This is a genomic window from Paracoccus sp. SSJ, assembly GCF_030234105.1.
Lineage (GTDB): Bacteria > Pseudomonadota > Alphaproteobacteria > Rhodobacterales > Rhodobacteraceae > Paracoccus > Paracoccus denitrificans.
Genome location: NZ_JASSPE010000066.1, coordinates 1 through 1,054, shown reverse-complemented (window position 1 = coordinate 1,054; position 1,054 = coordinate 1). Strand labels below are relative to the sequence as shown.

Genomic DNA, 1,054 nt, shown 5'->3' with positions numbered 1-1,054 from the left:
AGCGTTGTTGCAGAACTCATGAGCTTCCGGGATTCACGGCGTGAATCCGGTGGGTTAAGAGCCTGCCATGAGCAAGCCCGAACCTGCCCGCTACCGTACGACCAACTGGAAATCCTATAACGACGCGCTGAAGCGGCGCGGATCTCTGCTCGTCTGGCTAGACCGGGACATGGACTGGCTTGCGCCGAAGGCAGGCAAGCCCGGACGTCCGCCGGTCTTCTCCGACGCCGCCATCCAGTTCTGTCTGATGATCAAGGTGCTCTTCGGCCTGCCGCTTCGGCAAACGACCGGAATGGTCGCCAGCATCCTCGAGATGGCTGGTCTGGACTGGCCGGTCCCGGACTTCTCCACGCTCAGCCGCCGCCAGAAGACAATCGTGGTCCAGCTTTCGTCGCGCCGGGCTCCGGGCCCTCTGAACCTGCTGGTGGATAGCACCGGGATCAAGTTCCTGGGCGACGGAGAGTGGCTGGCGAGGAAGCATGGCACCCACCGCCGCCGCCAGTACCGCAAGGTCCATCTGGCGATGGACACGGCGACCGGCGACATCCGGGCGGTGGAATTCACCTCTAGCCGCGAGGGCGACAGCCCCGTGCTCCCTGATCTTCTGGACCAGATCCCGGAAGACGAGGAAATCGGCACCGTTACCGGTGATGGCGCCTTCGACACCCGCCGTTGCCATTCGGCGATCCTTGCGCGAGGTGGCACAGGGATCATTCCCATCCGCAGAAATGGCCGCCTCTGGAAAGAAGATTGCCCCGCCGCCTTGGCCCGCAACGACATCCTGAGGGCAACCCAGCGCCTCGGCCGGACGATCTGGAAAAGGTGGTCCGGCTATCATGTCCGCAGCCGGGTCGAGGCCCGGATGAGGAATCTGAAATCCTTCGGCGAGCGGATCGCGTCGAGGGACCCCGACCGCCAGACAGCCGAGATCCACATCCGCGTCGCCCTGATGAACCGCTTCAACGCCCTCGGCACCGCCGAGATCGAACGCGTGGCCTGACCTCAGCTGGGGAAAGGGCCATCATGTCCTGAAGCCGACTTCTGCAACAATGCC

The 1,054-nt window shown here is 63.9% G+C and carries 1 protein-coding gene; it reads left to right on the top strand.

Annotated elements, in window-relative coordinates; all coding sequences use genetic code 11:
• The first annotated feature begins 67 nt into the window (after nucleotides 1-67).
• A complete protein-coding gene (locus QPR87_RS23520) occupies nucleotides 68-1,000 on the top strand; it encodes an IS5-like element ISPth1 family transposase (RefSeq protein WP_076611945.1) in 933 nt (310 codons plus the stop codon).
• Nucleotides 1,001-1,054 lie beyond the last annotated feature (54 nt).